The 24,631-nt window shown below is 63.4% G+C and carries 21 protein-coding genes; 3 read left to right on the forward strand and 18 right to left on the reverse strand.

Annotated features, from left to right (window positions below):
- Positions 1-17 precede the first annotated feature (17 nt).
- Complete coding sequence (locus B5F27_RS03755; protein ID WP_087364791.1) at positions 18-1,061, forward strand: aldo/keto reductase; 1,044 nt, start codon at positions 18-20, stop codon at positions 1,059-1,061.
- Positions 1,062-1,258: 197 nt separating this feature from the next.
- On the opposite strand, the gene B5F27_RS03760 is transcribed toward B5F27_RS03755, so the two are convergent.
- From B5F27_RS03760 to B5F27_RS03795, 8 genes are all read right to left on the reverse strand, one after another.
- Positions 1,259-2,494 carry a hypothetical protein gene (locus B5F27_RS03760; RefSeq protein ID WP_087364793.1) on the reverse strand — a complete coding sequence of 412 codons (1,236 nt, stop codon included), beginning with the start codon at positions 2,492-2,494 and terminating at the stop codon, positions 1,259-1,261.
- 28 nt (positions 2,495-2,522) lie between these two features.
- Entirely contained in the window at positions 2,523-2,987 is a 465-nt protein-coding gene (locus B5F27_RS03765; RefSeq protein ID WP_087364795.1) for a hypothetical protein, read from the reverse strand.
- Positions 2,988-3,205: 218 nt separating this feature from the next.
- Positions 3,206-3,739 (reverse strand): DUF3795 domain-containing protein, encoded by a 534-nt coding sequence (locus B5F27_RS03770; RefSeq protein ID WP_087364797.1) that lies wholly within the window; start codon positions 3,737-3,739, stop codon positions 3,206-3,208.
- Between the two features lie 295 nt (positions 3,740-4,034).
- Positions 4,035-4,403 carry a RidA family protein gene (locus tag B5F27_RS03775; RefSeq protein ID WP_087364799.1) on the reverse strand — a complete coding sequence of 123 codons (369 nt, stop codon included), beginning with the start codon at positions 4,401-4,403 and terminating at the stop codon, positions 4,035-4,037.
- A gap of 23 nt (positions 4,404-4,426) precedes the next feature.
- Positions 4,427-5,746 carry a D-serine ammonia-lyase gene (locus tag B5F27_RS03780; RefSeq protein WP_087364801.1) on the reverse strand — a complete coding sequence of 440 codons (1,320 nt, stop codon included), beginning with the start codon at positions 5,744-5,746 and terminating at the stop codon, positions 4,427-4,429.
- A 1-nt stretch (position 5,747) separates the two neighbouring features.
- Positions 5,748-7,139, reverse strand: a complete 1,392-nt coding sequence (locus tag B5F27_RS03785; protein ID WP_087364803.1) for a sodium:alanine symporter family protein — start codon at positions 7,137-7,139, stop codon at positions 5,748-5,750.
- A 17-nt stretch (positions 7,140-7,156) separates the two neighbouring features.
- Positions 7,157-8,470 (reverse strand): ectonucleotide pyrophosphatase/phosphodiesterase, encoded by a 1,314-nt coding sequence (locus tag B5F27_RS03790; RefSeq protein ID WP_087364805.1) that lies wholly within the window; start codon positions 8,468-8,470, stop codon positions 7,157-7,159.
- A 20-nt stretch (positions 8,471-8,490) separates the two neighbouring features.
- Positions 8,491-9,273 (reverse strand): DeoR/GlpR family DNA-binding transcription regulator, encoded by a 783-nt coding sequence (locus tag B5F27_RS03795; RefSeq protein WP_087246585.1) that lies wholly within the window; start codon positions 9,271-9,273, stop codon positions 8,491-8,493.
- Positions 9,274-9,511: 238 nt separating this feature from the next.
- Here B5F27_RS03795 and B5F27_RS03800 point away from each other — a divergent pair, with 238 nt between their 5' ends.
- Positions 9,512-10,786 carry an MFS transporter gene (locus B5F27_RS03800; protein WP_204228814.1) on the forward strand — a complete coding sequence of 425 codons (1,275 nt, stop codon included), beginning with the start codon at positions 9,512-9,514 and terminating at the stop codon, positions 10,784-10,786.
- Between the two features lie 305 nt (positions 10,787-11,091).
- Here the strand turns inward: B5F27_RS03800 and B5F27_RS03805 are convergent, their stop codons facing one another.
- The 9 genes from B5F27_RS03805 to B5F27_RS03845 form a co-directional block, all read right to left on the reverse strand.
- Positions 11,092-12,534, reverse strand: a complete 1,443-nt coding sequence (locus B5F27_RS03805) for an alpha-L-fucosidase (protein WP_087364806.1) — start codon at positions 12,532-12,534, stop codon at positions 11,092-11,094.
- Positions 12,516-14,690: a 1,3-beta-galactosyl-N-acetylhexosamine phosphorylase gene (gene gnpA / locus B5F27_RS03810; protein WP_087364883.1), complete on the reverse strand. Its 2,175-nt coding sequence runs from the start codon at positions 14,688-14,690 to the stop codon at positions 12,516-12,518. The genes B5F27_RS03805 and gnpA overlap by 19 nt, the downstream gene beginning before the upstream one ends.
- 31 nt (positions 14,691-14,721) lie before the next feature.
- A complete protein-coding gene (locus tag B5F27_RS03815) occupies positions 14,722-16,650 on the reverse strand; it encodes a heparinase II/III family protein (protein WP_087364808.1) in 1,929 nt (642 codons plus the stop codon).
- Positions 16,647-17,924, reverse strand: a complete 1,278-nt coding sequence (locus tag B5F27_RS03820) for an MFS transporter (RefSeq protein ID WP_144066474.1) — start codon at positions 17,922-17,924, stop codon at positions 16,647-16,649. Before B5F27_RS03820 ends, B5F27_RS03815 begins: the two co-directional genes overlap by 4 nt.
- Positions 17,921-19,063 (reverse strand): glycoside hydrolase family 88 protein, encoded by a 1,143-nt coding sequence (locus tag B5F27_RS03825; RefSeq protein WP_087364812.1) that lies wholly within the window; start codon positions 19,061-19,063, stop codon positions 17,921-17,923. Before B5F27_RS03825 ends, B5F27_RS03820 begins: the two co-directional genes overlap by 4 nt.
- A gap of 15 nt (positions 19,064-19,078) precedes the next feature.
- Positions 19,079-20,038 (reverse strand): phosphoesterase, encoded by a 960-nt coding sequence (locus B5F27_RS03830; RefSeq protein ID WP_087364814.1) that lies wholly within the window; start codon positions 20,036-20,038, stop codon positions 19,079-19,081.
- Positions 20,039-20,056: 18 nt separating this feature from the next.
- Positions 20,057-20,893 carry a carbohydrate ABC transporter permease gene (locus B5F27_RS03835; protein ID WP_087364817.1) on the reverse strand — a complete coding sequence of 279 codons (837 nt, stop codon included), beginning with the start codon at positions 20,891-20,893 and terminating at the stop codon, positions 20,057-20,059.
- 14 nt (positions 20,894-20,907) lie between these two features.
- Entirely contained in the window at positions 20,908-21,492 is a 585-nt protein-coding gene (locus tag B5F27_RS03840) for a sugar ABC transporter permease (protein WP_242962062.1), read from the reverse strand.
- A gap of 207 nt (positions 21,493-21,699) precedes the next feature.
- Entirely contained in the window at positions 21,700-22,776 is a 1,077-nt protein-coding gene (locus tag B5F27_RS03845) for a sensor histidine kinase (RefSeq protein ID WP_087246579.1), read from the reverse strand.
- Between the two features lie 58 nt (positions 22,777-22,834).
- Here B5F27_RS03845 and B5F27_RS03850 point away from each other — a divergent pair, with 58 nt between their 5' ends.
- Positions 22,835-23,605 carry an SDR family NAD(P)-dependent oxidoreductase gene (locus B5F27_RS03850; protein WP_087364820.1) on the forward strand — a complete coding sequence of 257 codons (771 nt, stop codon included), beginning with the start codon at positions 22,835-22,837 and terminating at the stop codon, positions 23,603-23,605.
- Between the two features lie 60 nt (positions 23,606-23,665).
- Here B5F27_RS03850 and B5F27_RS03855 read toward each other — a convergent pair whose 3' ends face one another.
- Complete coding sequence (locus B5F27_RS03855; RefSeq protein WP_158098183.1) at positions 23,666-24,550, reverse strand: LysR family transcriptional regulator; 885 nt, start codon at positions 24,548-24,550, stop codon at positions 23,666-23,668.
- Between the last annotated feature and the right edge of the window lie 81 nt (positions 24,551-24,631).

The following is a 24,631-nucleotide window of genomic DNA, read 5'->3' on the forward strand; positions in this document are numbered from 1 at the left end:
AGAAAGGAGAATCCATCATGCAATACACCACCCTGGGCAACTCAGACCTGAAAGTCTCCCGCATCTGCATGGGATGCATGGGGTTCGGCGACGCCAAAAACGGCCAGCACAGCTGGACCCTGGACGAGGAACACTCCCGGGAGATCATCCGCCGCGGCCTGGAACTGGGAATCAACTTTTTCGACACCGCCATTGCCTACCAGAGCGGCACCAGCGAACAGTATCTGGGCCGGGCCCTGCGGGACTTTGCCCGCCGGGACCAGGTGGTGGTGGCCACCAAGTTCTTGCCCCGCACCCCGGAAGAAATCCAAAACGGCATCTCGGGCCAGCGCCACATTCAGCAGATGATCGACACCAGCCTGAAAAATCTGGGGATGGACTATGTAGACCTCTACATCTACCACATGTGGGACTACCAGACGCCCCTGTACGACATTCTGGACGGGCTGAACCGGATCGTGAAGGCCGGCAAGGCCCGCTGCATCGGCATCTCCAACTGTTTCGCCTATCAGCTGGCCAAGGCCAACGCCCTGGCCGAGAAGGAAGGGTTCGCACAATTTGTCTCGATTCAGGGGCATTACAACCTGATTTTCCGGGAGGAAGAGCGGGAAATGGCCAAGCTCTGCGCCGAGGACAACATCGCCATGACGCCTTACAGCGCCCTGGCGGGCGGACGGCTGTCCAAGCACCCCGGAGAGACCTCCAAGCGGCTGGAGGAGGACAGCTATGCCCGATTCAAATACGACGCCACCGCCCAGCAGGATGCGGTCATCATCCAGCGGGTGGCCGAGCTGGCGCAAAACCACGGCGTCACCATGACCGAAGTGTCCCTGGCCTGGCTGCTGACCAAGGTCACCGCGCCGGTGGTGGGGGCCACCAAACTCCATCACGCGGAGGGGGCCGCCCGGGCCGTCGATCTGGTCCTGACTCCGGAGGAGCTGCTCTATTTGGAAGAGCCCTATGTCCCCCACAATCTGGTGGGCGTCATGGCCCAGAACACCCCCGCTGCCGCCAGCCAGGACCACGTCTGGTCCACCGGCAGCCAGACCATCGAATCCTGAATCCTGCCGGGTGCCGTGTGCGGCGGCCCTGAGAACAACCAAAGGCGCAGCCCTAAACCGGCTGCGCCTTTATTTCATGAAAAGATCCGGCAAAGCGGACGACGCCTGTCTGCAAAAGGGCGGGCGTGGGTTTTGCGGCTCTCCCAAACCAGCACAGGCCCCCGGCTGGACCGGAGGCCTGTGTGCGTTTGATGGGTTCAGACAGTCACCCGCAGCCCTTGTGCGGGGAGGTCGAGGGGTTCCGCCGACACCACCAGGCGGAAATGCCGGGTGAGGTACAGGCGGTACTGCCGCGCGTTCTCCTCATTCCACTGGACGCTCTCCCCATCGCGGTACAGGGCATCCGGGTCCAGCGAAAAGCCCAGGCTGTCGGGCAGGTAAAAATCCACCCATCTGCGCCCGGTATCCTCGCCGATGCCTCTGTACCGGGTCACCGGCCGGGGCTGGCCTTCGGTATACGGGCCGGGGAGCTGATCCTCCTGAAATTTGGGGCTGAGCCAGACCGTGACCTCCTGCAGCTGGCCGCTTTCGATCTGGGCCAGGTCCTCTCTGGACTGGAAAAACAGCCCGGGCACATCCTCGATCGCCAGCATGGCGCCGCCGATCAACAGCGGAAACACTATGCACACCGCCGCCAGCGTTACCGGGACGCCGCCGCTTTTCCGGACCGCCAGCGCGGTCCCAACCGCCGGCAGCGCCACCGCCGCAGCCACGGCCAGCATCAGCAGAACATACCAGCTGCTGTAGCCCTGGAGCAGAGCCTCCGGCGTTTGGGCGCCGTTCAGCAGCCCTTCCAGCAGAATGGGGCTGATGGAAAGCCAGAGAACCACAAACCCCAGAAACATCCCGGCAAACGGGAGAAAGATGGCCGCCATGGGCCGGACCGCCTCACGGACAGGGGCCGGCTCCTCCAGCGTGGGGTCCATTCTCTCAAGACGCCGGGCGTCTTCCTCATAGGTGGTGGGGACGAAATGGTCGGCGGTCATGTCGCCCGGCCTCTCTGCGCCGCCCGTCCGGAAGGCCCCTTGCAGCGCAGGCACCGCCCCCAGCAGGGTGAACAGGTAGAGCATGACCAGATTGCCCCAGTAGGCATTTTGGCGCAGATAGCCCGCCTCTAGCAGGTCATCGATGGCCCGGAAGGCGGTGAACACATCCACCCCGGCCCAGCCTGCGATGTTCACCGCAAAATCCACCCGGTTGGCCACATAAACCATGACCACCGCAAGGGCACAGACCAGCACAGCGCCCTTTCGGCTCATGGTGCCGCTGAACCATGCATAGCCCCGGAGGGCGCAGACCACCATCACCAGTCCGCTGACGGCCGCCACAACCCCCAGCTGTCCCAGGAGCACAATACAAGCCACTCCGATCAGGGAGCCAAGAAAGGCTCCCACCAGTCCGGCCACAACGTTTTCGGTTTTCTTGGGTTCCATGAAATTCCTCCTGTACAAACCGGGCGGCTCAATCCGCATGAAGCTTCACGAACTTTGATTTCAGACCGGCCCCATTCATCACCACCGCATAGCCCCGCCCCGGTTCCGCCTGAAACGAAACCTGCGTCCGGATGGAGCGCGGCCTCTTGCCCATATACAAATCTTCCACCCAGGAGGCTTTGACGTCCAGCTCCACCGGACCCGGGGCCACATAGCAGGCAAACCCCTTCTTGATGCCGAAATCCGGCGCGTTTCCGGCGTCAAAAATCGGGGACACGGTGCCCTTCCGGCTCACAATCTTTCCGTCGTTCCCGGGGGCATCCTCAAGGTAAACGTAGAGCAGGGCGGCGTTGGGATATCTGCCCAGAAAGTCCCGGGCAATGGTTTCCGAGCGCCGCCGCGCCCGCCACCGCACCAGCAGCAGAAACGCCGCAAACACCAGAACAATCCCCATCGCTTCCTTGATCCCCACCACGTGGTTTCCAAGGTCCATGGCTTTTCCTCCTTTGCCCCAGCCGCCGGGGCTTTGCCTTGCTCCGCAATTCCACTGTCATTTTAGCAGAAAGTGACACTTCCATCAATACAGCCTGCGCTCCCCTGCCGCCGGCTCTGCGCAAAACCAAACGCCCCCGGCCGAGCCAGGGGCGTTCCATTTCTTCAAAAGGGGCGGAGCCTTCACAGGGAATCCGGCCTGCCGCCCCGCCGGGCGATTCATTTTTTCTTCCGGAGTTTCAGCTCCACGCCCCGCCGGTCTGCGATCCGGCCCAGGGTCTGGGCGGCAAAAAGAGCTTTTTCCTTGAGGGGCAGGGCCTCCTTTTCCCGGAGGCAGGCTGCGGCTTCCTGCAGCTCTTCCCAATCCAGAAGGTTGACCGCCACACAGAAAAGGGTCTTGCGGCGGCCGTCGTTGAAGTGTTCCAGCAGATATTGCAGAAACGCCGCTTTCGCCTGCTGTTCCCGATTGTAGGCGTCCAGACCGATTCGCTGCGCCTTTTCCAGGTCCTGCATCTGCCGCCGGTGGGTGATGAAGGAGTCGTATTCCTCCGCGCCCTGGTATTTCTCACAGGGATAGCAGCTGCATGCAAAGCAATATTCCACCTTTCCCTGTTCCAGGCTGCACCGGGCGATGGGACAGGACTGGTTCCCATGGCCACAGCCGCCGCAGTAATCCCCCAGGCGCATGGGGCACAGGCCGCAGTTCAGGCCGCAGAGGGAAAGCCAGGGGTTGGTTCGTTCAAAGCCTCGCATCGGGTCACCTTCTTTCAGCGGGAGGCGCTGGTTTTTTCCATCCGGGTCAGGGCGCGCTGGGTATCCACCACCAGCAAAATCATACGGTCCCCTCTCCTTTTTCCGACAAGTGATGGTCTCATTATAGCACAGCCCGGCCGGTTCCAACAGGGGCGGCAGACAACAAAACCCCCTTTATGCAGCGGACTGCGCCGCATAAAGGGGTTTTAGGAGGGAACAGATGGGTTTTATCTGGATGTCATGGGAAGAGGAGGTAGTATAGAGGGGTTATGGCGCAAGTGGTTTGGGGCCGGGGTTACTTCTCGGCGATGGCCTCGATCTCGCACAGGGCGCCCTTGGGCAGCTCCTTCACGGCCACACAGCTGCGGGCCGGCTTGGAGGTGAAATAGCGGGCATACACCTCATTGAAGGCGGCAAAGTCCTCCATATGGGCCAGGAAACAGGTGGTCTTGACCACCTTGTCCAGGCCGGAGCCGGCAGCTTCCAGAATGGCGCCCACATTTTTGCAGCTCTGCTCGGCCTGGGCGGCGATGCTTTTGGGCATGGTGCCGGAAGCAGGGTCCACCGGCAGCTGGCCGGAAGTAATGATCAGGTTCCCGGTGACGAACCCCTGCGAATAGGGACCGATGGCGCCGGGGGCGTTCTGGGTTGCAATGACAGTCATTTTCCAATCCTCCTTGGGGGTAATTACAGGCCGGTGTGCAGGTATTCTTCGCGCATTTCCGGGGGGACCATCCGGCCGCCGGTGGCCCACGCAATGTGGGTGGCCTGGCTCATCTTGTCCTCCAGGCCCTGGGCGCGGATATAGGTCTCCAGGTCCGCCGGACGGATCAGGGCGGCGAAGGCAGCGCAGGAACTGGGCTCGATGAAGGTGTTTTCGGTGTCCAGCAGGGCCCGCATCAGGTCATACAGGCGGTGGTCGTCGATGGTGGCGATGCCGGACAGCATGGGTTCCACCACCCGGCCCACAAACGCCGAGGGACGGCCTACGGCCAGGCCGTCGGCGTCGGTTTTGCCGCTGATATCAAAGTCCCGCACCGAGACGCCGTCGTGGAGGCCGGTGGCCATCCCCAGCATCATGCAGCAGGCCTGGGTGGGCTCGGTGAAGAAGCAGTGGACATGGTCCCCAAACACCTGTTTGAGGCCATAGGTCACGCCGCCCGGCGCGCCGCCGATGCCGCAGGGAATGTACACAAACAGGGGGTGGTCCTGGTCCACCGGAATGTTCTGGGCTTCCAGCTGGGCGGCCAGGCGCTTGCCGGCCACCGCATAGCCCATAAACAGGTTGACCGAGTTCTCATCGTCCACAAAGTAGCTCATGGGGTCCAGGTCCGAATTTTTGCGGCCCTGCTCCACGGCGGCGCAGTAATCGTCCTGATACTCCACCACCGTCACGCCGCGGCTGCGCAGCAGGTCCTTTTTCCACTGCTTGGCGTCGGCGGACATATGGACGATGACCTTAAAGCCCAGCTTGGCGCTCATGATGCCGATGCTGAGGCCCAGGTTGCCGGTGCTGCCCACCTGCACGGTATGGCGGCCGAAAAAGCTGCGGAACCGCTCCTCGGCCAGGATGCTGTAATCATCCTCCGGGCGGAGCATGCCGGCCTCAAAGGCCAGGTCTTCGGCGTGCTTCAGCACTTCATAAATACCGCCGCGGGCCTTGACCGAGCCGGCGATGGGCAGGTCGCTGTCCTTTTTCAGCATGAGGCGGCCGGTGATATGGGCGGCGAACTGGTTGTTCAGGTAATCCTTCATGGCGGGGATCTCGGCCAGCTCCGACTCGATCAGGCCATGGTTTTCGGCGGTCTCGGGAAAGACCCGCTCAATGTAGGGCGCAAAGCGCTCCAGGCGGGCCCGCGCATCCTCGATCTGCGCGGGGGTCACTGCGGTGATCTGCTGGCGCTCCGCCGGAACCATCCGGTCGTTCAGCCAAAAGGTCTCCCGCAGGGCGGCGGCATCTGCCACCGCCGGAATGGCATCAATATACTTCTGGAAACGGTTGTCCATCTCAATTGGCTCCTTCTATTTCTTCATGTTCGGTGGTCAAGTATCCGTTTGCGGGGTCAAAAAACTCTTTGGTCAGGGCCCGCACCCTGGGGGCCATCCACAGCAGGGCCGCCACATTGGGCAGAATCAGCAGGCCCAGGGCGCAGTCCTGAATGGACCACACCAGTTCAATGGAGGTCATGCTGCCCAGCAGGATCAGAACCGGGAACAGCACCCGGTACACCACAGCCCCGGAGGGCTTTTTCAGGTAGGTCAGGCTCACATGGCCAAAATACCACTGGCTCATCAGGGAGGTGAGGGCGAACAGGATCAGGCTGACCGACACCACATACTGCATCCCCGGCAGCACCGACCCAAAGGCCTCCGCCGCCAGATTGGCCGCGTCGGTACCGGTGGTCCATGCGCCGGTGATGAGCACCACAAAACCGGTGGTGCTGCAGATCACCATGGTGTCCACAAACACTTCCACAATGCCATACAGGCCCTGGCGCACCGGGTGGTCCACCTGGGCGCCTGCGTGCATGACGGCGGCCGAGCCTTCCCCGGCTTCATTGGAGTACAGGCCCCGGGCCACGCCGTACCGCATGGCCTCCCGCATAGTGATGCCGGCAGCGGCGCCCATCCCCGCCTGCAGCGAAAAGGCGCCGCGGAAAATCTCCGCGAACATGGCCGGGATCTCCGGGGCATGGGCCAGCAGCACCACCAGGCCGCCGGCCACATACAGGCCGGCCATCAGGGGAACGGTCTTTTCCGCCACCAGAACCAGACGGCGGAACCCGCCGCTGATGACCAGCACCATCAGCACAGCCACCAGAATCCCCGCAGCCCAGACCGGGATATGAAAGGACGACTGGATCACGTTGGCGATGGTATTGGACTGGATCAGGGTAGCGCAGGCGTTCTGAGTGAACAGCAGCACCGCCACCAGCGCGCCCAGCCAGGGCTTATGGAACGCCTCGGCGATGTAATACATGGGGCCGCCCAGGATGCCGCCGTCCTTGTCTGTGCCGCGGTAGCACATACCCAGCACGATCTCGCCGAACTTGGTGGCCATCCCGAAAAAGGCAGCCGCCCACATCCAGAACAGGGCCCCCGGCCCGCCGGCCAGGATGGCCGTGGACACGCCCACGATATTGCCGCTGCCCACGCAGCTGGCTATGGCCGTATACAGAATCTGCAGGGAGGAAAAACCGCCGCCCGCATGCCGGGACTTGCGGCGCAGCTGTCTGCGGACCCCGCGCAGCAAAAACGGAAGCCGCCGCAGCTGAACAAAACCGGTGATGGCGGTATAGACGATGCCCAGGCCCACCAGCACAAACAGCAGCCAGTTGCCCCAGAGAGCATCCGCCAGCGCACCGATCTTCAGCTCCAGATAGGTAAGGACTTGCTGCATGGAACAGACCCTCCCTTTCAGGCCAGACGGTTGACGCCCTCCGCATCCGGCAGCGAGACACCCATCATGGCCGCCAGGGTCGGTGCGATGTCGATCAGCTCAAACTCGCCCGGGTCGCTGCCGGGGCACACGCCCTTGCCCCACAGCATGAAGGAGGCACGCATCTCGGGGAAATTCTCGCTGTAGCCGTGCTGGGCCTTCTGGGTCAGGCGGGTGCGGCAGTAGTCCCCTGTCACATCGTCCCGCAGCTCATAGCCCTTTTTGGCCACCAGCACGTATTCCGCGTCGGGGAAGCCGCCGCGGGCCCGGGCGCCCTCCCGGTCCACCACTTCCAGAATGCCGCTGTCGGGGTCCTCCGCCAGCTGCTTCATGATGCCCGCCAGGGTCCGGCGGGTTGCCTCGTCCTGGGGGTCCGCCATCCGCACCTCGGCGGTGCCGCCGGCGCGCTGGCTCCAGGCCTTCCAGGAGGTCACATTCCCCTCCGGGTTCAGCTCGATCAGGCCGGCCTGATGCAGCAGAACGTTGGGGCTGATGTTGTAATGATTGTCCAGGGTGCCGTGGTCGGACACCACGCACACCACCAGGTCGCCCTGGGTGATGCGCTCGGCTTCCTCGATCAGCCGGCCCAGCATGGCGTCGATCTTTTCCAGGCTGCGGGCCGCTTCCCGGCTGTAGACGCCGTACTGGTGCGCGCTCTCGTCAAAGCTGGCAAAGTAGGCCGACAGGAAGAAGGGCTTCTGGTCGATCTGGGGAGCCAGTTTGTTTTGCAGCATCCACAGGGCTGCGGCGCCGCGCTGGGCGTCGCCGCCGTCGCTCAGGTCCAGGCCGCCGGCATAGCGGCCGATATCGGCCTCCATCTCGCTGATGAGGCCCTGGGGACAGGACACCATATCAATAAAAATGCTGTCCAGCTCGCTGCCGTCCCACCAGAATTCCGGGGCAATGTAGTCCCCCTTGGCGCCCACCGAGGTGGGGAACGCCACGCTGGCGGAACAGTATCCGCCCTCCTTGGCGGCCTGCCAGAGGGTTTTCACCTTCCGGTTGGCAAACCAGTGCCATGCGCCCAGATGTTTGCCGGTGGGGTCAAACATCCCGTTGTTGACAATGCCATGGGTTGCAGGCCGGGTTCCCGTGATGATGCTCTGGTGACAGGGATAGGTAAAGGTGGGAAACACACTCTTGACCCCCTTGCGGGTCACCATGCCATTTTCCAGGAAATACCGCGTCATGGTGGGCAGGTTGACCCCCAGGCGCTGCTGCTCCAATACAAACTCGGGTTTCAGTGCATCCACCGAAACCAGAAGAACACTCGGCTTGCGTTGACGATTCATAAAATGTCACTACTCCTTTGTCAGGTGCCTTCAGGTACCACGACCGGTATGCCAGCTTTCTGGAAAGGTTCGATCTGCTCCGGCGTGGCCTTTGAATCCGTGATAATCATACGAATGCGGTCGATGTCACACATTTTCACCATGGAGTTGGACCCCAGCTTGGAACTGTCTGCAATGATGATCGTTTGATCTGCAGCCTGCATCATCTTATCCTGCACAACGATCTCGTCCATGCGCTGATAGGTAATGCCCCGCTCCACCGATACACCGCAGGTGGTGAGGAAAAATGTGTCGACGTTCAGTCGGGAGAAGATCAAGGTGGCAAAATCGGAGGAAAACGCGTCCTCGTCCGGGCGGTAAACCCCGCCGGTGACCACCACCGTAATGCCGGGAGCGGTGCCCAGCTCCTGAAGGACAGACAGGGAATTGGTCACCACCGTCAGGTTATGAAATCTCTGACGGATGACCCGGGCCAGCGCCAGCGAAGTGGTGCCGGAATCCAGGGCAATGGCCTCCCCTTCCCGGATATAGTCCGCCGCCAGCTGCGCAACCTCTTCCTTCAAAGCGGCGTTCTGTGTTTCGCGCTTTTTAAAAGAAGTATACGGCGAGCTGGCAGCAGAGTCCTCCAGCGAGATGGCCCCGCCATGAATCCGCCGCAGCAGGCCCTGGTCCTCCATGGCCTCCAGGTCGCGCCGGACGGTCTCGCCCGATACGCCCAGCTTCTGGCGGATGGTCCCGCTCTTGACACTGCCTTCCTTGCTCAGAAGGTTCATGATCTCTCTGTATCTTTGTTCGGCCAGCATATTTCAAGACTCCTTTGCCGCAGAATTTCCGTTCACATCCACAGTATAACACAGAATCCCACACAGTTCAACGCAAGCATTCCCAAAATATCGCACAAAAATCCACATTCGCAATTGTACATTCACACGAAATCGCAACAAACCACTTGAAATCGCACAGAAACGCAGATATAATGAGGTCGCTGCGGAGCCGTTCACACCTCTGTGCAAAGAACAATGGTAAGGAGTGACATGACGGATGGAACAGATGACCTCATCCAATACAAAAAAGAAATGGATATCTTTTGGCACCCTGATGCTGGGCGCCGGCACCATTTATAAACTGGGCTTTTTGAAAGACGCCTTCTACGCCCCCATGCAGGAGTTCATGGGGCTGACCCACATGCAGATCGGCACCGCCATGAGCGTCGCCGGCCTGATTTCCACCTTTGGCTTTTTGGCGTCCATCTATTTGACCGACCGCATCTCCAAGAAAATCATGATCCCCATGTCCCTGTTCGGCATCTGCCTGTGCGGACTGTGGCTGAGCACCTTCCCCTCCTACGGGGTATTTCTGCTGATCTACTGCCTGCTGGCGGTCTGTGCCGATATGCTGTACTGGCCCACCATGCTGAAAACGGTGCGCCTGCTGGGCAACGAGGACGAGCAGGGCCGCATGTTCGGCATTATGGAGGCCGGCCGCGGCCTGATGGACACCATCGTGGCCTTCTGCGCCCTGGGCGTGTTCGCCGCCTTTGGCAGCAACGCCTTCGGCCTGCGGATGGCGATTCTGTTCTACGCTGTGGTCCCCGGCGTCATCGGCGTGATCTCCTATTTCCTGCTGGAGCCCGACACCGCCCCCACCGCACAGGACGGAAAAGCCACCAGCAAAAACAAAGCAGCCTGGGACGGCGTGGTCCGTGCCCTGAAAAACCGCAACATCTGGCTTGTCTCCCTGAACATTTTTATGGTTTACAGCGTTTACTGCGGCCTGACCTACTTTATCCCCTTCCTGGAGGAAGTGTACGCCCTGCCCATGACCCTGGTGGGCGTATACGGCATCATCAACCAGTACGGCCTGAAGATGCTGGGTGGTCCGGTGGGCGGCTTCGTGGCGGACAAGGTCACCCATTCCGCCATCAAATATCTGCGCATTGTCTTCCTCATCACGGCGGCCGTCCTGCTGGTCTTTAACTTCCTGCCCCACCAGCAGCTGGGCGTGGTGGTGGGCATGAGCATCACCCTGAGCATCGGCGCTCTGGTGTTCAGCATGCGCGCCATCTATTTCGCCCCCATGGACGAGGTCCAGGTGCCCCGCGAAATCACCGGCGCCGCCATGTCCCTGGGCTCCTTCATCGGCTATCTGCCGGGCGCCTTCATGTATGCCGTCTACGGCGGCATCCTGGACCGCATCCCCGGTCTGGCCGGCTACCGCGTGGTCTTTTTCATGATGGCGGTCTTTGCAGTGCTGGGCTTCCTGCTGAGCAGCTACACCTTCCGCATCGTCAAAAAAGAACGCCAGGCCAAATCCTGACCCTGCCCCGCCTGGCAGTCCCTGCATTCCTATACCCATTCTCATTCCTATTTCTTATTCCTTCAAAGTCCAAGCAGAAAGCGGCCCGGTTCAGCCAACGCTGTTCCGGGCCGCTTTCTGTTGTTTTGAGGCAAAGGGCAGATATGCGCCGCATACCCAGATGGGCGGACAGATCACAAAAGCGCGCTTTCAAACCGAGCAGCGCACATTTTCACGTTCTGCCGTCTCTGAACCGTCCGCCCTGCGGGGTTTTCGGCATACAAATACGCCGGGGAACAAATTCTTCCCCGGCGTTGGTTTTGGGTTTATTCAGCTTCTTGTTCCCGATACACCGCCAGCAGGCGCAGGGCAGGCTCGGCCCGGGATGCTGTGATGCAGACGGTCACCTGTTTCGCCCGGACGGGTGCAAAGCGGCAGATCCGCTTGTGGCCCACCACCGTGAAGGCGGCCACCGTCCGGCCGTCGGCCCGGATTTCACCGGCCTCGATGTGCTGGCCGGCGGGCAGGTACTCCCCCAGCACCACGCAGGAGATCTCCTGGGGCTGGGCAAAGGTGAGGGTCAGGGTGGGCTGCCCTTCGCCGGGGGCACTCTGCCACCAGGTATCGCTGCGGCCATCGGCGGCGCAGGCAGGCGGGTGGCCTTCGGCGCTGCCCGGGGCGCTGAGCTCTCCCAGACCGGTGCGGTCCAGCGCAAACAGGTTCTGAATCTTCCGGCCCAGCCCAGCCAGGGCGGCGCAGTCGGGAGGGGCGATCCGCCCATTGGGGGCGGGCGGCACATTCAGCAGCAAAGCCGCATTGCCGCCCACCGCATCCAGGTAGATGTCCAGCAGTTCTTCGGGGGTGCGCACCTGGCTGTCCTCCTCGGGGTGGTAGAACCAGCCCGGCCGGATGGAGGCATCCACCTCGGCGGGGTACCAGGCCAGCTCCCCGGCCGCGGCAATGACTTCCCGGCTGCCCAGGTCCTCGTCCTGCCGGTCCACCCGGCGGGAGAAAGTCCCATCGTCGGCCTGCTGGGAGCGGCCGGCGGTATAGGCGGCATCCATCAGCTGGGCGGGCACCACGCTCCATTCGCTGGGACGGCAGTGTCCCGCCTCGTTGCCGCACCACCGGACATCCGGCCCGCACACGCTGAGCACCGCGCCCGGCTGGAGCCGGCGCACCGTCTCATAGTACCGGGGCCAGTCGTAGACCTGCCGTTTGCCGTTGGGGCCCTCGCCGCAGGCCCCGTCCATCCAGACACAGAACAGTTCCCCATAGCGGGTGCACAGCTCGGTCAGCTGGTGGACGTAGTAGTCGTCGTAGGGCCTGCCGGTGCCATAGCGGGGGTCGTGGCGGTCCCAGGGGGACAGATACACCCCGAACTTCAGCCCGCCCCGGCGGCAGGCCTCCGCCGTCAAGGCCACTACGTCCCCTTTGCCCTCCCGCCAGGGTGCATTCTTCACGCTGTATTCGGTGAAGGCGCTGGGCCACAGGCAAAAGCCGTCGTGGTGCTTGCAGGTGAGGATCAGGCCCCGCATGCCGGCGCTTTTCAGGGCGGCCACCCATTGGTCCGGGTCCAGGTCCTCTGGGTGAAAAAGCCGTGGGCTGTCGGTTCCATCGCCCCATTCCCGCCCGGCAAAGGTATTCATGCCGAAATGAATGAAGCCGTAAAATTCCAGCTGCTGCCAGGCCAGCTGGCGGGGCGACGGCGTCACCGACGCCGCACGCCGCAGCTGCTGTTCCGAAATGTTTATGCAATGGGGTACCATTTGATCTCGTTGGCCTCCAGATGCAGGTCAAAGCTGCTGCCGTCCCCGCGGTAAACGGTGGTGTCCTGGGGCTCATAGGTGTTGTTGACCACGCAGTACTTGTTGTTCTTGACGTAGGCGTGGACTTCCACATTGTAGTTGGAGCTGAACCAGGTGTGGAGCTCCTCCTCGCTGTGGGCGCTCCACAGGATGGCGCGGTAGAGGGCGCGGCTGTTGGCGAAGCTGTAGGGCAGGCCGCTGATGTAGACGCCGCGGCCCTTGCCGTAGTCATGGACCGCCAGCTGGACTTCCTTCTCCCGCTGGATCAGGATTTCGGCGTCCTCCAGGGCGAACACGCCTTTTTTGCCCTCGCCAAAGTCCATATCGTGGTGGGGGCAGTCGGCCAGGATGAAGTGATCCCGATGCTCCTCCCAGTTGTACTTGTCGTAGTTGAGGGTGAAGCCGGTTTCCTTCTCCACGCCCAGCACGGGGGCCAGCTGGAAGAACCGGCCCTGATACTGGTGGCCGCCGGGCTCGCCCACGCCGATGAGGCCGCCGCCCCGATGGACAAAGCCCTTGACCGCTGCCGCCACGGCGGGGTCCTCCCAGACCGCGCCGCCGGTATGGGCGGTGTCGGCGTCGCCCACGTTAATCAGGACGTCAATGTTGTTCAGCAGGCTGGGATCGGCCTTGATGTCGTCGAAGCTGATGAACTGGACGTCGAAGGGTGCGCCGCTCAAAGCCTCAATGACGCCGGCGTAGCTGTAGTTCTGCTTCTGGTAGAGGGCGTGGTGGACCATATGGCAGCCCCAGGCGCGCATCTTGCCCCAGCTGTTCAGGACGGCCACCCGCTTGACGCAGTAAGGAGTGGTGCCCTTGATGTTCTCATACAGTTCCCGGAACTCATCGCAGACGCTCTCCACGTAGGTCAGGAACTCGGGGAACTCACAGGCCAGTTTCAGGTAGCCGCCATAGCCGATCCGGTCGATGGGCTTGCGCAGGATGGCGCGGCGGGCGGTGACCCAGTTCTCCTTGGCCTCCCGGATGGGGTCGCCCCCCTCATGGAAGGTATCAGGGAAGAAATAAGGCAGGAACCGGCCCTCGGTGTACTTGACGCCGGGAATATCGGAAATCAGCCGCAGGGTGGAGCCATTGCCCACGCTGCCCACGATGGCGTCCACGCCCGACTGGGCAAAGACCGGGCCGAAGGGTTCGGTGCCGATCCAGTGGTCCCCCAGGAACATCATGGCTTCCTTGCCGTATTCGTGGACGATGTCGGTCATCTCCCGCACCAGGCGGTTGACCTCCCGCTGCTGGAAGGCCTGGAAGTCCTTGAACTCTTTGCTGGGGACGCGGTACTGGTTGTTGTAATAGCCCTGGTCGATGATGTACTCGGGGCGGAATTTGTAGCCCACTTCCTTCTCGAACTGTTCCAGGATATAGGGGCTGACCGAAGCGGAATAGCCGTACCAGTCCACGTATTTTTCCCGGCGCAGCTCATCGAACACCAGGGTGAACAGATGGAAGAATGTAGTGAACCGCACCACGTCCACATAGGGATGGCTCTCCAGGAAGCGGCGCAGGCGCTCCAGGGTATACTGATGGGTCTTGGGCTGGCGGACGTCAAAGGGGATCTGGTGCTCCACATCGGTCCAGCCGTTGATGACCGAATTGTACATATGGACGGGGTCCCAGATCAGGTAGGCCAGGAAACTGACGGTATACTCATGATAGGCGGCGGGGGCGGAAATCACCACCGCTTCCTTGTCCGCGTCATAGCTCCATGCGCCGGCGGGCAGGGGCTGGCCGGTGGTGCGGTCCATGACTTCCCACCAGCGGGCGATGTCGTCCCGGTCGTTGACCTGCAGCAGCTCCCGGCTGATCCCCTTCATCAGGGGAATCTGCAGCGCGCCCTCTCCATCGGCGGTGAAGAAGGGGGTCATGATATAGCACTGCTGGATCTCGTCGGGGTTGGCCTTGGCCCATGCGTTGTCCTTGCGGGTGGTGTAGTAGGTGGCGTACACCTTGGCCCCGGTATTGCGCAGGGCCTCGGGGAACTCGGTGCCGTCACAATCCCGGATGGCGTCGGCACCCCAGCGCTGCATCAGGGTCAGGGTCTCGGGTACGGCGTCCAGATCGGTGGGTATGGTGACCCGGCCGGTGCGTTTTTCGTCCATCATAACATAATCCTTTCCGTTGTCGTTCAAGTCAGTCCAGATACAGCCCTTCGGGGCACTGGGGGGTAAAGGCGAGAACCGTTCCATAGCCTGTGCAGCCGTCGGCGCACAGCAGTCCCGCCTCGTGGGGGCCTGCCTGCCAGCTGAACAGTACCGTCCGGCTCTGGCCGTCTTTGTCCACCCGGACTCCCTGGGCCAGGCGGGAGGCAATGGGCTTCCCTGCCCCGTCGGTCACCGGCACAAGCCGGGCGTCGCAGGGGCCGCCCAGGCTCAGCACCCACACCAGCGCCGTTGTGCCGCTGGTGGAGGCCGTCAGCCGGAGGGACGGCCCGGTGCAGAGGGTGTTGTACACCGGGGCGCGGGGGGATTCAAAGGCACAGCCCGTCTGGCCGCTGAGCCAGTGGAGCTGGGCACAGGTGCGGCTGCCCTTCCAGAAAACATTGCGCGGATTGAGGGTCAGGGTTCCCTGTCCAAAGTGGAAGTAAGCTTCCGCCTGGTGGCCGCCTGCGCTGCGGATGAGATCCGCCCCCACCAGAAGGTCCGGCTTGAGAAAGACCAGACGCCGCTCCACCAGGGCTCCCCGGGACAGGTATCCCCCATGCCCTGCGAACAGGTAATCCGCCGCCGGGTCAAAGCAGGCCCGGGCCGGCAGGGGCTGGGCGATGTTCTCCCACTCCCAGGTGGCGCGGTACTGGGTGAAGTCGGTTTCATCCAACCGGAGGGTATTGTGGGCGGCGGGGCTTTTCAGCGCCTGGCGCCGGGGGCCGTCCACATAGGTCAGGCGGCCGGGGTCCACCAGCACCGCCTCGCCCCCATGCCACACGTCCAGATGCAGCAAATCTCCATGTCCGTGGCCGCCGCCCAGGCGTCCGGCCCGCAGATGGATGAAGGTATCCTCCGGCTGCCAGCCGCTGCGCAGCATATAGTTGCCGCTGGCTTCCAGCTTCTGGGAGGGGCATTCGGGCCAGGCGGCCGGCAGGGCGGCCAGCCGCGCGGCGGCATCGGGGCCGAAGTCCCACAGGGTTTCCTCACACAAGGGGCCCCGGGCCGCCGCTGCCAGCAGGGGGTCCTCCCACAGCAGGGCGCCCGCCGCCAGCAGATCCCCGGCGTCGATGACGTCGCTGTCCCCCTGGGGCAGGATGGTGCGGTCGGGGGCGGCCCACACCGCCAGAGCCCGGCACATGGCCCGGGCTTTTTCTTCCAGGATGGGCGGCGTGGGGATATCGTTCTGTTTCGCCAGCAGCAGGGTATCCAGAACGGTATGGAGCACCTCACAGTGATACATGGGGCTCTGTTCCCACTGGACGCCGTCGAGCAGGACGGCGCGGCGGAGATTTTCCGCCAGACGGTCCAGAGCCAGCTGCTGCCAGTCCTTGCGGCCCAGCCACAGGCCGATCAGGAACAGGCCGTGGGCCTGGATGGCCCCCCAGTTGCTCAGTTTCTGAAACGGTCCATGGGCCGACGCCAGATACGTCCCGTGGCGGGCCAGGCTCTCGTCGGCCTGGGCCCGCAGGCTCTCGGGGACAGCTCCCCGGAACAGGCAGAAAGCGCGCAGCCAGTTTTCCGGCCGCAGGCCCGCCTCCAGGGCACGCCAGGTGGTGGACTCACTGGCGGGGGTATGGGGCACCTGCCGCAGCCAGTCCTCCAGCAAAAACACAAAGGTATCCCGGTAAAGGGGCCGGCCGGTATACAGCCAGGCCTTGCCCAGATTCACAAAGATGGTGTGGCGGTTGAGGGCATAGGTCCACTCGGGGTCCCCTGCGGGGACGGCGTCCCACACCATCCCATCGGGAAAGCGGACCGGCTGGCAGGTGGGTTCCATCTCCCAGTGGTCCTGAAACAGAAACTCCCGCCGGCAGATTTCATCCGCCCGGGCAATGGCGGCAGCAGCGGCGCCGGGGCAAAGGTTCCGCACCGCCCGCGCCGTGGCGGCGGTCTCGTTTTCAGCCCATAGGATCATACGCGTTCTCCCCTTTCGGTCTCACAGGCCAGGGCAAACCGGCCCCAGCGGCGGGCAAGCAGCAGGCAGACGGCCAGGGCCGTCCCCGCCATCACCGCCCACAGGGCCAGCACGGCGCCCCAGCCAAAACCCTGGGCCGCTGCGCCGATCCCCCATGTGGCGATGGCCGCCCCCAGGTAGGTGATGGCATTGAGACTGCCGGACAGGAATGCGGCCCCTGCGCGGCGGCCCGCCCGCACCGGCATGACGTTGATAAACATGGTATTGATGCCCAGCATCAGGGCGGTGGTGGCCGCCAGCAGGGCCACCGACAGAGGCAGGCTGTAGTTTACCGCCGCCGGCAAAGCCAGCAGGCAGACCAGCGCCCCGGCGAACAGGGCCGCCGAGGTTTTCACCTCGTTGCGGAAGACGCAGCGGTCCAGCCAGCCGGCGCCATAGGCCCCGGTGAGGTTCACCAGAGGCAGCGCCATCGAGACGGCCGCCGCAAAGGCGGGGCCCACCCCGAAATTGCTCTGGATCATGCTGGGGACCCAGCTGGTGACCCCGTCCTTGAGGCCGCCGTGGAGCATGGCGGGCAGAATCAGGCCCATCAGTCCGGCCCCCGCGAGGACAGGCAGCAGCCGAACTCCCGAGGGCTCTTTTTCCGCCGCCGGGACGGGGGCTGCGGCCGGACCGGACTGAACCGCCCGGCGCAGAGAGGGCGTGCCCAGCATCCACAGCACCGCAGCCGCCAGCATCACCGCGCCGCATCCCCAAAACGCCATCTGCCACCCGGCCAGGGCCATGGCCGCCGCGCTGAGGGCATAGGCCGCCAGGGTTCCCGCCGGGGTGGTGGAGTTGATGGAGACGCAGGCCTGGTCCTGCTGCACCAGGGGCATACATTCGGCGAACAGCCGGACGATGGGCGGCCAGACCATGGCCTGAAACAAGCCGTTGGCCGCCCACAAGATGGGCATGGCTCCGGCTGGGGCCATGCCCATTCCCATATTGCACCCCGCCGAAAGCAGCAGTCCCGCCGGAATCATCCCAAAGGGCGAAACCCTCTGGCTCAGCAGGCCGCAGAGCACCTGCCCCACGGCGTAGCAGACAAAATATCCGGTGGACACGGCCCCCGCCGCCGGGAGGCTGAGAACTCCCTCGGCGGTGATGGCCGCCATGACGGCGGAATAGTTGTACCGGCCCACATAGGCGGCCGCATAGGCCGTCCAGCTGAGCAGGAACAGACGCCGGCCCTGCTGTCTGGTTTCCAGGCGGGCAAAGTTCCCCTTCCTCATGCCCAATACGGCTGCCAGCCGCGGGTCCGCCGGGTCAGGGCCTCCATGTAGAAGTAGTCGCCCCAGAGGTTGGCCTCGTCAATGCCGTAATCCTTGACGGTATTGTAGGGGCTGGACTTGCAGTAGACGCCGTGGAGCAGCACGCCGCCGCCCGGACGGGATGGGCCGGCGGCGCAGGGCCGGGCCAAAGCCAGCAGCAGGCGGTCTGCCGCCTCCCCCAGCTCTGCCTGTTCCTCCGGGGTCAGATGGGGCAGGGCCTCATAGATGCCGCAGGCCGCAATGGCGGCCGCCGAGGAATCCCGGGGCTCCTCCCCCTGGGTAAAGACCAGGTCCCAATAGGGTACGCCGTCCTCCGGCAGGCGCTGGAGGAAGAACTGGGCGCAGGCCCGGAACCGGTCCAGATACTCTGCCTCACCGGTGAAGCGGTAGGCCAGCGCCATGCCCAGGATGCCCCAGGCCTGGCCCCGGGCCCAGGCGCTGTCGGCCTTATAGCCCTGGGCGGTCATGGCCCGCACCGGCGCGCCGGTCTCGGGGTCTATATAGCAGGTGTGGCTGGTGGAGCCATCGGGGCGGAACAGGGTCCGGGCGGCGGTGGAGGTATGGGCCCGGGCCATCCCGGTATAGCGGTCATCCCCCGTCTCGCGGCCCGCCCACCACAGCAGGGGCACATTCATCAGGCAGTCGATGATGAGGCGGTATTCCGCCGGGTCGCCGCAGCGGCCCCAGGCCTGGATGAACTGGCCCACCGGCTGGAACCGCTTGGTCAGCCGCCGGGCTGCCTCCAGGGCGGCCTGGCGGCCGGTTTCGCTGCCGGTCAGCTGCCAGGCGGCCACGCAGGAGGGAGTGTAGAGAAAGCCCAGGTCATGGTGATCCAGGTTCTCCCCCACTGCCAGCCGCCGGGCAAAGCTGTCCACCTGGCGCAGGGCCGCCGCCCGGAAGCGGTCGTCCCCGGTGGCCTCATAGGCCAGCCAGCACTGGCCGGTAAACAGGCCGGGGGTCCAGTCGGTATTGATGCCCACGGGGTACACCCCGTTTTCGGTGCAGGGCAGCGGGAAATCCTCCCCAAAGTGGGTGATGTTGCACTTCACCTGCTCTGCGGCAGACCGCAGGGCCGATGCAAAGAGATCCATCCGGTCCATCCTCAAAAGCTCCTCTCAGTCGTCCAGCCAATAGGCGTTGGAATAGGCGCGGCGGCCCGAGCCATCCCGGCATTCCACCCGGATGTACTCCTCATCGCCCCGCAGGGGGAATGCTGCCCCAGTCAGGGTCTGGCCCGGGGCCGCCAGTTCCATCAGGCAGCGGCGGCCGCTGGTCACCACATAAATCTTCTCCACCGGGCTGCAGGACACTTCCAGCGCGCCGTTCCGGATCACCAGGTGATGGATTTCCGGGCCGGTGGAGGCGTAGAAGTTCCCCTGCCGCAACGCCTCGATTACCTCGGCATAGCCCAGGCGGGGCAGCTTGAGCATGGTGAACCCGCCGAAGGCGTCGCACCGGGGGTCCCCCGGCTCATAGACGTTGTGGTTGTCGTCGGTGGACAGGCAGAACAGCCGCCGGCCGGTCCGCAGCATTTCATCGTAGGCCTGGGGCGCATAGCCGTACAGGCCGTCCAGCTCGCAGCCGTGGTTGTAGATCTCCATGGCGAACACATGGTCCAGATCCTTATAGTCCTGCCAGTTCTGCAGCGACCAATAGGGGTGGTTGTAGCAGCACAGGAAGCCTTCCGCTTCCTTCCCGGCCAGGAACTCGTTCAGGGCTGCCAGGTCGCCATAGCGCTGGGGCGGCTGCTGGGCCTCAAAGCCGGTGCGGGTCTCGGGGTGGGTATCGTAAAAGTTCAGGTGATAGGTCCGCACCCGCTGAAAGTCTCCCGACGGCGGGAACGGCTCATTCAGGTCGGCCTCATAGGCCGCCAGCGGGATAAAGGTCTCATCCATCAGCTCGGGGTGCCAGCCATAATGGCGGTGGTCGGTGAACGCCACCACCGAATAGCCCCGCTTCTGATACTCTGCCTTCACCTGCTCTTTGGTCCAGCGTCCGTCCGACAGAACGGTATGGCAGTGAAGATTGGCCTTGTAAAACTGCCCGGCCTCAGGCAAAAGCGCGCGGTCTTTCATTTTTCTCGACTCCTCGACTTAACCCTTGACGGCGCCGGCGGTGATGCCCTCGACGAAGTACTTCTGGCACAGGAAGAAGGCAATGATGACGGGCACCAGAACCAGGGTGGCGCCGGCCATCTGGGCGCCGTAGTCCTGGGCCAGGCCGGAGGCCAGCAGTTTGATACCGACCGAGATCATCTGCATGTTGATGTCGGAAATGTACAGGTAGGGGCTCATGTAGTCGTTCCAGCTCCAGACAAAGCTGAACAGCAGCATGGTGGCCACCTGGGGCATGCACAGGGGCAGGATGATCCGGCGATAGATGGTGAAGTGATTGCATCCGTCGATGCGGGCGGCCTCGCTCAGGGCCTCGGGCACCGCCACAAAGGCCTGGCGCAGCAGGAACACAAAGTAGACGTCCACCGCCGCGGGCAGGATCAGGGACCACATGGTGTTCAGAATGTGCAGTTCCTTGAAGATGATGTACCGGGGCATGATCATGATGTCGCTGGGGATCATCAGGCCGGCCAGCAGCACCAGGAAGATGGCGTCACGGCCGGGGGACTTGATTTTGGCGAAGCCGTAGGCCGTGATGGTGATGATGAAAAACTTGAGGATCAGGGTCAGGCCGGTCATGACAACGGTGTTGCCGAACCAGCGGAAGAAATCATAGAACTCGTTTTTGAACAGGGTCTCGAAGTTCATCAGGGTGAAGTTCTTGGGGATGATCTGCAGCGGGGTGGACAGGACGTCGCCGCTGGGTTTGAAGGACGACGACAGCATGAAGATGAAGGGATAGATGCAGCAGATACCCAGCAGCACCATGATGACGGTGATGACGATCTTGAGGATATGCTCTTTCTTTGCACGCATGGCGGGATACCTCCTTACTGGTCAGCCCACTTCTTCTGGCCGCGCCACTGGATCAGGGTGATGACCATGACGATGGCGAACATCACCAGGGCCTGGGCGGCGGCGTAGCTGGTCTCATACTTCACGAAAGCGGTGTTGACGATGTTCAGGCTCATGACGGTGGTTGCCTGGCCGGGGCCGCCGTCGGTCAGGGACTGGATGACGGTAAAGTTCTGCAGGCTGGTGATGATGGAGCTGATGGTCAGGAAGAAGGTGGTGGGCGCCACCGCCGGGATCACCACGTTGCGGATCTGCTGCCACTTGTTGGCGCCGTCGATCTCGGCGGCCTCGATCTGGGATTTATCCACGTTCTGCAGCGCGCCCAGATAGGTCAGGAAGTTCAGGCCGATGCCCTTCCACACGGCGATGAGCACCACCGCCGGCAGGGCCCATTTCTGGTTCAGCAGCGGGATGATGGGGTCCTCCACCCCAAAGAACTTCTGCAGCAGGTAGAAGGGGCCGCGGGGTCCCAGAATCAGCTGGAACACGACGGCAACGGCCACCATGTTGGAGACGTAGGGCAGGAAGAACATGGAGGGGATGCCCTTGGCCCAGAACACGCCCTTGTTCAGCAGGTAGGCCAGGATATTATAAGTCGAAACCCATTTCTTAAAATAAGCAGAAATTGAAGTCCGTCTGCATTTTTTGACTTAGTACAAGAACAGCCGATCCATGTCAATTTCTGCAGATGCGTCCCCTGCCCTGCCCGCAGAGGCGCAAAAAGCCGTCCCAGCCACCGGGAGGCAGATGGGACGGCTTGTGTCGGGTCAGAACCCGCGCCATGGCAGAATCAGCTCCACGCGGGTGCCCAGGCCCGGCTTGCTCTGGACCCGCAGGCAGCTGGAAGAACCTGCGTACAGGCGCAGACGGGCGCTGATATTGTGCAGGCCGATGCCGGTGCTGCGGTGGTTGGCCCCGGCCTGGGGCTTGCGGCCATGGAGAATCTGCTGGCGCAGAGCCTCCAGGGCGGCGGCATCCATGCCCACGCCGTTGTCGGTCACCGTCAGGACCAGGTTGTCCCCCCGGTGCCAGGCGGCCACCCGGATGCGCAGGGTATGATCCAGCCCATCCATGCCGTACAGGAGGCTGTTCTCCACAATGGGCTGGAGAATCAGCTTCAGCACCTCCACGTGCTCGGGGTCACAGCCGTGCATCCGCACTTCATAGTCCACCTTGTTGCCGTAGCGGCTGCGCTGGATGTTCATATACATCTGGACGTGTTCCAGCTCCTGCCGCAGGGGGACAAACAGGCCGCCCGAAATGCTCAGCCGGTACAGTTTGCCCAGGCTGGAGGCCAGTTTGCCGATATCGGGCCGGCCCGCCTCCCCTGCCTTCCAGACGATGGACTCCAGGGTATTATAGAGGAAATGGGGGTTGATCTGGCTCATCAGCACCTGCATTTCCAGGTCCTGACGGCGGCGCTGCATCCGCATCTTCTGCTCGATGCCCAGACGCAGGCTGTCCAGCATGGCGTTGTAGCCCTCCATCATCTGGACCACTTCCGCCGGGCCATGGGGCTTGACGTGAGCGTACAGGTCCCCGGCGTCCACCCGGCGCATGGCCTGTTCCAGCTGGGCCAGCGGCATCATGAACCGGCGGTAGAGGTAGACAATCAAAACGGCAAACACCAGCAGGCAGCCCAGCAGCACCCCGATGATCTGGACGTACAGCGAATAGGTAACGGCGGTGATCTGTTCCACCGGCACCAGCAGCAGAACCCGCCAGCCGGTGGACTCCCCTACGGCGGTGGCCACATTGTACAGCACGCCCCCCACCCGGACGGTGGCGGAGTCCTCCTGCAGGCCGGCGGCCGCCTTGACACGGCCCCGCCGGGGCGGTATCATGGGGCCAAAAGACCGGCCGCATTTTCCCCGTTTGTGCTTGAGAGAGGAGCGTTTGTCTATGAAGATTGCCGTGGTCACCGGCGCATCCAGCGGGCTGGGGCGGGAACTCACCCTCCAGCTGGCCCGCACCGAAAAGCATCTGGACGAAATCTGGGTCATCGCCCGCCGGCGGGACCGTCTGGAAGCCCTGCGCCCCCTCTGCCCTGTCCCCCTGCGGGTGCTGCCTCTGGACCTGACCGCCCCCGGCGCAGCGGACGCCCTGGAAGCCGGGCTGGCAGCCGCCGCCCCTGAGGTGGCGGTCCTGGTGAACGCCGCCGGCTTTGGCCGGATGGGCGACTGGCAGGCCGTCACCCGCCGGGACAGCGCCGCCATGATCCAGCTGAACTGTCAGGCCGCCGTGGAGGTCACCCAGATTTGCCTGCCTTACATGGGGCCGGGCGGGCGGATTCTGGAAATCTGCTCCACCTCGGCCTTCCAGCCCTTCCCCTATCTGAACGTATACGCCGCCACCAAGGCCTTCCTTTATCATTACAGTCTGGCGCTGGGGCGGGAGCTGCGTTCCCGCCGCATCACGGTGACGGCGGTATGTCCCTACTGGATTCGGGACACCGAATTCATCCCGGTGGCCCGTCAGGGCGAAAGCCAGGCGGTGCGGCATTTCCCGCTGGCCTCCACCGCCCGGCGGGTGGCCGTACGGGCCCTTCTGGACAGCCGGCACGGCCGGGCGGTCTCCACCCCGGGGCCGGTCTGCACCGTCCACCGGGCCGCCGCCAAATGTCTGCCCTCCGGCGCCCTCATGACCCTCTGGGAGGGTCTGCGCCGCCTCTGATCCCCCAAAACAGCAAGCCGCCCGTTCCCTCTCCGGGAGCGCGGCGGCTTTTTTGTGCGTTCAGGGCTTTTTGGGGTTCAGGGTCTGCTGGGCGCAGGTGATGAAGGCTTTCAGGAGGGGGCGGTCCTTCCAGCTCTTGTAATAGAAGCCAAAGGAAACCGGCTGGCCCCCTTCCAGGGGGATCTGGCGCAGGCCGGGCAGGGCGGGCACCAGCACCGACGGCAAAACCGACACCCCATAGCCTGCGGCGGTCAGCACCGCCACGGCCTCCACCGTATCGCAAAAATACAGTTCGACGGGCATCCGGTCCCCCAGCAGCGCCTCCTGCTGATGGTGGACATCGGGCGGCACCTGGGAGGGGTCGGACACCACCAGCCGCACCTTGCGCAGGTCCTCCGGCGACACCACCGCCTGTTTTGCCAGGGGGTGGCCCTCGGCGCAGATGCACACCATGGGCGAGCGGGTCAGCTCCTTATACAAAAAGGACGAGGCCGCGCCGCTTTGGAACTCCGCCACCAGGTCCAGGCTGCCCTCCTCCAGCAGGCGGTAAATATGCCGGAAGGGCACCACATGAAACTGGGGGCGAAAGGCGGGGTGGTCCTTCTGCATGGCGGCCAGGGGCCCGGTCAACAGGGACATGGACTGCATGTGCATACACCCCACCGTCAGCGTCTCAAAGGTCTCGGAGGAACGGTGGACAAACCGCTTGCGGGCCCGGTCGGACACCGCCGCGATCTGCCGCGCGTCGGGCAAAAACAGCATCCCCTCGTCGGTCAGGCGGACCGAATGGGTGCTGCGGTGGAACAGCCGCACCCCCAGCTCCTTTTCCAGGGCGTGGAGCTGCTGGGTGACGGCGGGCTGGGTGATGTGCAGCTGTTCGGCGGCCCGGGCAAAGTTCAACGTGTCGGCAATGGTCAGGAAACACTGAATCTGCGAGGTGTTCATGGCGCCCTCCTTGCAATAAGAATCTCTTATTAAATATAACAGATTTTGAATTCCATTTCCAGAGCAGATGTGTATAATAGA

Origin of the sequence: Faecalibacterium sp. An192 (genome assembly GCF_002160175.1) — a bacterium.
Lineage (GTDB): Bacteria > Bacillota > Clostridia > Oscillospirales > Ruminococcaceae > Faecalibacterium.